This window comes from Streptomyces sp. NPDC032472, from assembly GCF_040636955.1.
Taxonomy (GTDB): Bacteria; Actinomycetota; Actinomycetes; order Streptomycetales; family Streptomycetaceae; genus Streptomyces.
Window position 1 is genome coordinate 1 of sequence record NZ_JBEZVK010000137.1, and the last position, 8,274, is coordinate 8,274.

At 74.1% G+C, this 8,274-nt stretch carries 8 protein-coding genes and 2 pseudogenes; 3 read left to right on the forward strand and 7 right to left on the reverse strand.

Going from position 1 to position 8,274, the window contains the following annotated elements:
- The 4 genes from AB0F11_RS36665 to AB0F11_RS36680 form a co-directional block, all read right to left on the reverse strand.
- The coding region (locus AB0F11_RS36665; protein ID WP_362183777.1) for a cellulose binding domain-containing protein at positions 1-646 on the reverse strand (646 nt) is incomplete at its 3' end.
- A 249-nt stretch (positions 647-895) separates the two neighbouring features.
- A complete protein-coding gene (locus tag AB0F11_RS36670; protein ID WP_362183780.1) occupies positions 896-2,314 on the reverse strand; it encodes a hypothetical protein in 1,419 nt (472 codons plus the stop codon).
- A gap of 418 nt (positions 2,315-2,732) precedes the next feature.
- Positions 2,733-3,134 carry a hypothetical protein gene (locus tag AB0F11_RS36675; RefSeq protein WP_362183783.1) on the reverse strand — a complete coding sequence of 134 codons (402 nt, stop codon included), beginning with the start codon at positions 3,132-3,134 and terminating at the stop codon, positions 2,733-2,735.
- Positions 3,131-3,703 (reverse strand): MarR family transcriptional regulator, encoded by a 573-nt coding sequence (locus AB0F11_RS36680; protein WP_362183786.1) that lies wholly within the window; start codon positions 3,701-3,703, stop codon positions 3,131-3,133. The genes AB0F11_RS36675 and AB0F11_RS36680 overlap by 4 nt, the downstream gene beginning before the upstream one ends.
- Positions 3,704-4,128: 425 nt before the next feature.
- On the opposite strand from AB0F11_RS36680, the gene AB0F11_RS36685 reads away from it, so the two are divergent.
- Together AB0F11_RS36685 and AB0F11_RS36690 are read left to right on the forward strand one after the other, a co-directional pair.
- On the forward strand, positions 4,129-5,331 hold the full coding sequence (locus tag AB0F11_RS36685; RefSeq protein WP_362183789.1) for an MAB_1171c family putative transporter: 1,203 nt from the start codon (positions 4,129-4,131) through the stop codon (positions 5,329-5,331).
- Positions 5,332-5,335: 4 nt separating this feature from the next.
- The gene (locus AB0F11_RS36690) at positions 5,336-6,823 is read left to right on the forward strand and encodes a pyridine nucleotide-disulfide oxidoreductase (RefSeq protein WP_362183792.1); all 1,488 of its coding nucleotides are present in this window, start codon (positions 5,336-5,338) and stop codon (positions 6,821-6,823) included.
- Here AB0F11_RS36690 and AB0F11_RS36695 read toward each other — a convergent pair.
- Both AB0F11_RS36695 and AB0F11_RS36700 read right to left on the reverse strand, forming a co-directional pair.
- Positions 6,723-7,211, reverse strand: coding sequence for an aldehyde dehydrogenase family protein (locus AB0F11_RS36695; RefSeq protein WP_362183795.1), 489 nt, complete (start codon positions 7,209-7,211; stop codon positions 6,723-6,725). The genes AB0F11_RS36690 and AB0F11_RS36695 overlap by 101 nt on opposite strands.
- Positions 7,162-7,524: pseudogene (locus AB0F11_RS36700) on the reverse strand (hypothetical protein); the annotation flags it as partial. The pseudogene AB0F11_RS36700 and the gene AB0F11_RS36695, both read right to left, overlap by 50 nt.
- A 14-nt stretch (positions 7,525-7,538) precedes the next feature.
- Here AB0F11_RS36700 and AB0F11_RS36705 point away from each other — a divergent pair.
- A pseudogene (locus AB0F11_RS36705) lies at positions 7,539-7,876 on the forward strand (TetR family transcriptional regulator C-terminal domain-containing protein).
- A 15-nt stretch (positions 7,877-7,891) separates the two neighbouring features.
- Here AB0F11_RS36705 and AB0F11_RS36710 read toward each other — a convergent pair.
- Positions 7,892-8,274 (reverse strand): hypothetical protein (locus tag AB0F11_RS36710; protein ID WP_362183798.1); only part of this gene is annotated, 383 nt, incomplete at its 5' end.

An 8,274-nucleotide genomic window follows, 5' to 3' on the forward strand; every position in this document is an offset into this window, starting at 1 on the left:
TGACGATCAGCGACCACCAGGTCACGTCCGTCTCCATCAGCGGTGACGGCCGTACCATCGCCGCCTCCGAAACCGACGGCAGCGTCCAGCTCTGCGCGGGCGAGGTCGGCGCGGCCGAGGCGGTCGGCGCGGCGGAGGACGTGGGGGTGGGCGCGGCCGTGGGCGCGGTGGTCGGGCGGCCGGTGGGCTGCGGGGCGGGCCCGGAGCCGGCCGAGCACTTGACCTTGTTGATGAGGCAGCCGGTGGGGTTGCCCGGCGTGCCCTGCGTCGCGGAGGTGACGAAGCCGATGGTGGTGGAGGCCCCTGCGGCCAGTCCGGTGCCGGCCCAGCGGGGCGGCTTGACGGTGACGTGGCTGCCGTTGACGGTCTGTTCGCCGTTCCACAGCGAGGACAGGGCGGTCCCGGCGGGGAGGTCGAACTCCAGGGTCCAGTCGGCCAGCGGCTTGTCGCCGTTGTTGGTGATGACGTACTGCCCGGTGTAACCGGTGCTCCAGTTGCTGGACTTGGTGAAGGCGGCGCCCACGGAGGCGGCCTGGGCGGTGCCGGTGAGGGTGATGGCGATACCGCCGACGGCGGCCGCGAGGGCCAGTGCGCCGGCTGCCTTGGCCGGGCCGGTCGCCTTGCGGCGGTGGGAGTTGCGGGACATGAGTGGCTGCCTGCCTCATCGGTGCGGGGATGGGGGGACGGGGCAGCACGCTAGCGATCCGGAACCGGACAAAACGGCAGTTCGAGGCGCCGGGCCAGGATCTTGAGGCCCGCTTAAGGAAGGCATCGGGGAGGGTTAACGCGGCACCGCCGGAAAGCACCCCGCCCCCGCCGGCGGCCGGATCGGTGCCGGCGGAGGCGGGGGCGGGGCGGGGGCGAGGGGACGCGGCGTGACAGGCCGCGCCCGGTGTCAGACCTTGCCGCTGGCCAGGGGCCACTCGCGGTTCAGGGAACCGAGCGGGATGCGGCGCTCGAAGAGCGGCGTGCCGAACAGGGACAGCTGCAGCTGCAGGTTGCCGCTCAGGTCGAAGCCGCCGTAGACGGCCCACGCACCGCTGACCGAGGTCTTTCCGTCGGTCGAGGCGGAGGCCTTGGCGTCCGCCTCGCCGCGCACGTACGGGGCGAAGTCCGCGGTGACGCCGACGGCCCCGTACAGGCCGACGGAGGCCTCGGCGCCGAGGGCGCCCTTGACGCGGCCGGTGGCGGTGACGCTCGCCTTCACCGGCGAGCTCTGCACGGCCGAGGTGCTGACCGGGGTCCAGCCCTTGCCGGTGGCGTAGCTGCCGCCGACACGGAAGTCACCCTTGACGTCCTGCGAGACCTCGAGGGTGACGCGGCCGTCGGCCTCCACCTGGACGTAGCAGGTCAGGTCGAGGTTGACGACGACCGGAACCGGGCCCACCTGGATGACCGGGGCGCTGTGCAGCTTCGCGAACGGCAGCCGCTTCGGGGAACCCGTGGTCGCGGCGGCGTGGCCCTTGAGGCTCCACTGCGAGGACCAGTCGCCGCTCATGCCGAGGAAGGCCGAGCGCGGGCCGGAGCCGCCGGAGCCGTCGTAGGAGAACTCCACCGTGGGGGCGAGCTGGACGAAGCCGGAGACGGAGGCGCCGGCCGAGACGGGGGCGTCCGGGGCGGTCTCGATCGGTGCGTTCACGTCGAGCCGGAGGTTGCCGAGGGGCAGCTTGGCGCCCTCGGGGCCGAAGCGCACGCCCTGGCTCTTGGCCCAGGAGAAGGTGACGCCCTTCATCAGGGGCTCGACCGTGACGGACGCGGGGTCGACGGCGACCTTGCCGTTGGCCTTGTCGTCCTTCAGGACCGAGGACAGGGGCGTGGCCGCGGTCTTGACCTCGGTGCCGCGGTCGTTCTTCCCGACGACCTCGGTGACCTTCGCCAGGAGGCCGTTGGGGGCGCCGGGGGCCGGCCCGCTGGCGATGACGTCGCCGACGGCGACGGGCTTGTCCGCGGACGCGGACTTGCTCGGTGTGGGGGAAGCGGACGAGCGGGAGGAAGAAGAAGAGGACGAGGAGGGGGCCGGGGAGGCCTTGGCTATGACGGCCCGGCCGCTCGCCTGGTCGTACGAGGCGACCTTCAGCGAGGCCTTCTCGGGGCCGCCCTTGCCGGTGCCGACGCGGGCCACCTCGGTGGATGCGGGGCCGTCCTGGGGGGCCGCGGCCACTTCGAGCTGCCGGCTGCCGTCGGCGGCGGGGGCGAGTGCGGCGGGGGCTGCGGGCTCCGCGGCACCGGTCTGCGTCGTCGACGAGCAGCCGGTGGCGGCGAGCGCCAGTGTGGTGATTCCGGGCAGGAGGAGGCGTCTGGCGAGCATGCGCACGTGCGTAAGACCTTCAGTTGGGGGGAAGTTACGCTACCGACAGGTAACGTGAAGGCAGATCATGCCAGGTGCAGAACGGTGTTCCGGTACAACACCGGCGGACACCGGGGAAATTCAGCCACGGCTGCCCACAACCACCCGTAACGGACCGACTGCGGGAAGGTGATGGCGAGCAGGGGTAGTTGAGCCTTGGACCGGTCCGCGCGGCCGGCAAGTCCCCCTCGGGAAGGGGGCCTTGGGGCGCGACGACGCAGACGAGACACGGCATGAGCCGGTATCGGCAACTGAGTTGTTGGACGGTTTCGCCCTCGACCAGGAGCTCGCCTGCGGTCGGGTGCCGGCCCAACCGGAGGCGGTCGGCCGGCTGAAGGCGCGGCCGGAAGATATGCCTGGGGTGTTCCGCGGCGCCCGGCGCCCGTCAGGCCTGGGCGGCGGCCGCGGCCTGCATGACGGCATGCCAGGGGGTGGCGTCGAAGATCAGGCGGATGGCGCCGATCCGGCCCCCGGTCAGGTGGAAGTGCTCGGCGGTGCGCTGGGTGCCGATCGCGGGGACGGCGGTGTGGACGTCGTACACCAAGGTCGCCTCGGTGTCCCCGTACAGCTCGCTGACCATCTCGACGCCGGTGACGATCTGCAGGAACGCCTCCAGGCCGGCGAGGTGGTCGTGGGCGCTGTCGGAGGCCATGAGCGGGCTGCTGAAGCGGAACGGCTCGCCCAGGGTGGCCGCGGCCGCGGACACGTCGCCGCGGAAGCGGGCCTCGTGGTAGGCCTGCACGACGGCACGGGCGGCGGCGCGGCCCGCCTGCGGGTTCGTGGTCATGGAGTGGAGTCTCCTTCGGCTGCGGCGAGGTGGGCTGCGATGCGCTGCTGGTTCTCCACGAGCCGCAGGCACAGGTGGCGGAGCTGGTCGAGCTCGGTGTCGGTGAAGCCGTGGAACACCGCGGCCATCGCGCGGTGGGTCGGCGCACGGAACGCCTCGAGCCAGGCCAGACCGGCGGGCGTGATGCGGGCGAGGACGGACCGGCGGTCGGCGGGGTCGGGGCCCCTGCGGACGAAGCCCTCCTTCTCCAGGGTGTCGACGAGACCCGTGGCGTTGCGCGGGCTCATCCCGGCGGCCCGGGCCAGCTCGCCCGGGTTGGCCCCGGCATCGCCGACGGTGCGGAGCCTGACCAGGACGTCCAGGGCGCCGGCGCTGAGCCCGCGGCCCTCCGAGCCGTGGGAGCGGAGTCGTTCGACGGCCTTGTGTGCGGCACGGGCGGCGGCGGCCGCCTCCAGTCGCATCGTGTTGCCGTCGGCGGCGAACTCGGCCATGGTTGCGCGGACTTGGGGGTCGTAGAGGAGCCCGTCCGCGTCCCGGGCCAGCTCCTGCGAGTTGTTTACCTGCTTCATAGTGAATGAGTACGCGATCTTGCGGGGCAGCGTCAAGACGGCACCAAGGAGGTGTCACAGACGGGGCGGCGCGAGCGCGGGCCGGACCTACCGGAAGACCCTCAGGTTTTCGGCCAAACCTCCGCATCGCCATTTCGCACGAATCGGCACGAACGCGCCCGCAGCACACAGACGTACAGGTCCCAAGACCCTTGCGTCGGCCAACGATTGATTGCATCAACGATCGATTCCGTGATCTAGTTGCCTCGCAGGTCGTCGGCATGTCCCGACCCGAGACACACCCCTTCGCACACGCCTGGAGGGTCTTTGAGAGACGGGCACGGGGGCCTGGCCGAGACCATGGACAACCCCGACGTCCCCCTGTCCAAAACAGGACGGGTCAGCAGGGGCACCGGCCCGAACTTCGGGCGGCGTGGCGGCTGCTGATGCGGGGAGGGGACTACTTCATACCGGCCACCGCCATGGGCCTCGCCCTGGCGGCGCGCCTGCCTGCGCTCGTACAGGGCTGGCGCTCGCCCATGGTGCGGTCGGTCTGCGCGCTCATCGCCATGGGGGCCACCGGCTGGTTCTTCGCGGCGCCGCCCGTCGTCGCACGCGTCAACCGGCTGACGGGCGTGCCGAACTTCAGCGCGCCACTCGTCTACTGCATCGTCCTCGGTTTCTCCTGCGCCTCGCTCGTCCTCATCATCCACTGGCGCGGCGGCCCGGCCGAGACGGTGCGCCGGCACGTGCTCGGCTGGATCCTGGGGACCGTCGCGGCCGCCGCGATCCTGGCCGCGCTCTTCGCGCTGGGCGACGCGCCCGTGGAGCGCCGGCGCGACTTCGACACCTACTACGCCAACACGCCCTGCATCCGCGAGATGATCGTGTGGTACCTGCTCGCGCACACCGCGACCGCCACCGTCGTCAGCGTCACCTGCTGGCGGTGGGCGGCCGAGGTCTCCTCGGGCTGGGTCCGCTACGGCCTGCGCACCCTGGTCACCGGGTTCGCCTTCAACCTCGCCTTCGGAGTGCTGAAGGGCATCGCCGTCGCCGCCCGCTGGCTGGACGGCGATCTGGACGTGCTCAGCACCAGCGTCGCCCCTCCCGTCGGCAGCATCGGGGCGGGCCTCGGCACCTGCGGGTTCCTCATGCCGCTGGTCGGGCCGCGGCTGGAGGAGACCTGGCGGGCCTGGCGGTCCTACCGACGGATGTATCCGCTGTGGCGGGCCCTGTACGCCCATCCCGAGGCCCGCTCCAGCACGATCCGGCTGCCGTGGTGGTCCGGGATCGAGCTGCGCGCGACCCAGCGGGCCACGCAGGTCGCCGACGGCATCCACGACCTCTCCCCGTACATCGACCCGGCGCACCGCCCCCGGTGGGAGGAGCAGGCGGCGGCCGCCGGCTGCGCCGCGCACGAGGTGGACATCGCGGCCGACGCCCGCATGGTGCGGGCGGCACTGCGGGCCCGGGGGGAGCGGCAGCGGAGCGGCACCGGCGAGGACGCCTCGACCGGCGCGGACCTGCACGTCCGCCTCCACGTCGGCGGGACCGGCCACGAGTGGTTCGGGCGGCTCGGCGCCCACTTCGCCCGGCTCGACACACCCGGCGAGCCCCTCGGTGCCGGATCGCGCTCCGGGAGCAGCTAGCCTCATGTCCACGAACCCGCCTCCCGTGCCGCCCCGCCGCGGCGGCTCCGCACCCGCCCCGCGGACCGTCCTCGTGCTGGGTGCAGGACCGGCCGGGCTGCTGGCCGCCGCCGCGCTCGCCCCGTACGCGGACGAGGTACTCCTCGTCGAACAGGACGCCCCGGAACCGGCGGGCGCCCCGGACCCCGCAGGCGGCACCCGCGCCGCGCGCCGCGGACTCCCCCAGGCGCAGCACGCCCACATGCTGTGGTCCGGCGGCGCCGACGCCATCGAGGCCCTGCTGCCGGGCACCACCGCCGCATGGCTCGGGGCCGGGGCCAACCGGGTGCCCGTACCGGCGGCGATGGTCGCCCTGTCGCCCGGCGGCTGGTACCGGCTGTGGCCGGAGTCCCACTACCTCATCGCCGCGAGCCGGCCCCTCCTCGACGCCGGCGTGCGCTCCCGGCTGCTGGCCGCCCACCCGAACGTCCGCTTCCTGTACGGGGCCCAGCCCACCGCCCTGGTCGGCAGCGCGGCCCGGGTGCACGGCGCCCGGATCCGGCACGCCGACGGCACGCACACCGAGGTCCCGGCGTGCGTGGTCGTCGACGCCACCGGGCGCGGCTCGCGCGCCTCCCACTGGCTCGCCGCGCTCGGGCTGCCGCCCGCGGCGTCCGAGACCATCGATCCGGGCGTCGCCTACGCCACCCGCCGCTACAGGGCGCCCGCCCCGACCAAGGGCTGGCCCGTGGTCACCATTCAGGCCGATGCGCGGCTGGGCGGGCCGGGCCGCTTCGGGACGGTCCTGCCCGTCGAGAACGACGAGTGGCTGGTCAGCGTCTGCGGGAGCCGCGGGGGCAACCCCACCGCCAGGAACGCGGACTTCGAGCCGTTCGCGCGCGGGCTGCGCAGCCCCCTGGTCGCCGATCTGATCGCCCGCGCCGAGCCCCTGTCCGACGTGGTCCTGACGCGGTCCACGACCAACCGCCGGTTCCGCTACGAGAAGATGCGGCTGCCGGCCGGGTTCCTCGTCCTCGGCGACGCCGCCTGCGCCCTCAACCCGGTGTACGGGCACGGCCTCTCGGTGGCGGCCCAGGGCGCCCTGGCGGTGCGCGACACCGCGGCGAAGGCCGCCGGGAGGATCGACTCCCCCGGGTTCACCCGCCGTGCCCAGCGCGCCCTGGCCCGCCCGGCCGCGGCCGCATGGCTGCTGGCGAGCGGTGGCGACCTCCACCTCCCCGGCTGCACGGGCAAGTCCCCCACCGCGCTGGACGGCCTCGCCCAGCGGTACATCAACCGGCTGATCCACACCGCCACCGGCAACCACACCGCCACCACCGCGCTCACCGAGGTCATGACGCTCCGCTCCGGCGCCGGCACCCTCCTCGGCCCGCGGGTGGTCTGGGCCGCGGTCACGGGCCCCGGCCAGCCCCGCCTGAGCGGCCCGCCCCTCCCGCCGGCCGTGGCGGAGGTCCTGGCCCGCGACCCGCTGCCGGAGATCCGCCACCACTGAGGGTCCGGCGCGCGACGCCCCTGCGTCGGACCGGCCCGCGGCGGTCTCGTCGTCCTGGCGGACCCCCGCCACGACGGGCCGGCTCGTACGGGGAGCCCGTGCGCAGCGTGGCCGCCGCTGCCGCGAAGGCGGTGAGGAAGGCGTCGTGGATCCGGCGGTGGACCAGGAAGCGGGTGGGTGCGGTGCAGGCAGTCCTGGCCGGCGTTGTGGTAGGCGACGTCGGCCAGGGCGGCGGCGGTCGCCTCGACGTCCACGTCGTCGTGGACCAGGACCGGGGCCTCTTCGAGGGCTTCGGCGATGCCCAGCAGGGCGCGCTGACGCACGGCCGGGGTGGTCGTGGACCAGTGCGCGTACGCCGCCTTGGCCGCGGCGCAGGCGGCGTCGACATCGGCCCGGTCGGAGCACGGGGCGCGGCCGTGCACCCGGCCGGTGGCGGGGTCGACCAGGTGCGTCGTCGCGCCCCAGGCCGCGGGCCGGTCTTCACCGGCGATGTGGTTGTGCACGGTGTGCAACCTGTTCGCCGTGTTCACGGGGTTCACGGTGTCAGCCACGGCGCAGCGCCTCCCTTCGCGGCCTCGCGTCCGGTGCGTACGGCGCCTTCCGTGTAGCCGGCCACCCACTGGTCGGATCCGCAGACGTAGAAGGGGGGTTCGTGGGTGCCGTGGCGGGGGCCGACGGCCATGACGTCGCCGGGGGTCCACCGGGTGGGCGGAGCATGCTGCCGACGGACGCGGAGCTGCGCCAGGACTGGAAGCTCTGGCAGGAGCTGTGGGTGCGTGCCCAGCGCGACACCGCGGCCCGCCATCTGGCGGTCGACCTGTACGACCAGCTGCACGCGTGGGTCGGCGGCGCCGTGGAGCGGGGCATCGAGTCCGGGAGTTCGCCGACTGCGACGTCGCCGCGCTCAGCACCCTGGTCCTGGCCCTGTGCGACGGGCTCGGCATCCGTCTGATGCTCGGCGATCCCCGGGTGGACCTCGCCGCGGCGCGGGAGACGATCCGGCGGGCGATCGCCCCCGCGCTCGGCGTCCACGAGCCCTTTCCGGAGCCCTGACCGGTCCGTGGCCCGTCAGGCGCAGTTGACGGTCACCCGGCCGCTGCCGCCGTTGCCGGAGAAGCCGATCGTGAACCGGCCGTTCGGGGGCTGCTGCTCGGCCCGACCGCCCAGCGTGATCACCTGCGAGGCACCGGCGGCGAGGGAGCCCTCGCCCTGGCTGACGGTGACCCCGGGCGGCAGCTGACCGACCGACCATTCCAGGGTGCCGCCGCCGCTGTTGCGGACCACCAGGGTGTTCGGCCACTCGCCGTTCGCGCAGTACTCCTGGACGCTGGTCGGACGCAGCGACAGCACCGGCGCGGCGGCCGGGGCCGGCGTGGCGGACTGCCTCGGCTGCGCCGGTTGCGTCGTGCGGGCCGGTGAGGCGCTGCTGCCGCTGCGGGCGGACGGGGTGG

Coding starts and splice junctions, on each gene's coding strand:
- AB0F11_RS36695 (WP_362183795.1), bottom strand. CDS start 7,211: ATGTCGACGCCGCCTGCGCCGCGGCCAAGGCGGCGTACGCGCACTGGT.
- AB0F11_RS36685 (WP_362183789.1), top strand. CDS start 4,129: ATGCGGGGAGGGGACTACTTCATACCGGCCACCGCCATGGGCCTCGCC.
- AB0F11_RS36680 (WP_362183786.1), bottom strand. CDS start 3,703: ATGAAGCAGGTAAACAACTCGCAGGAGCTGGCCCGGGACGCGGACGGG.
- AB0F11_RS36675 (WP_362183783.1), bottom strand. CDS start 3,134: ATGACCACGAACCCGCAGGCGGGCCGCGCCGCCGCCCGTGCCGTCGTG.
- AB0F11_RS36690 (WP_362183792.1), top strand. CDS start 5,336: ATGTCCACGAACCCGCCTCCCGTGCCGCCCCGCCGCGGCGGCTCCGCA.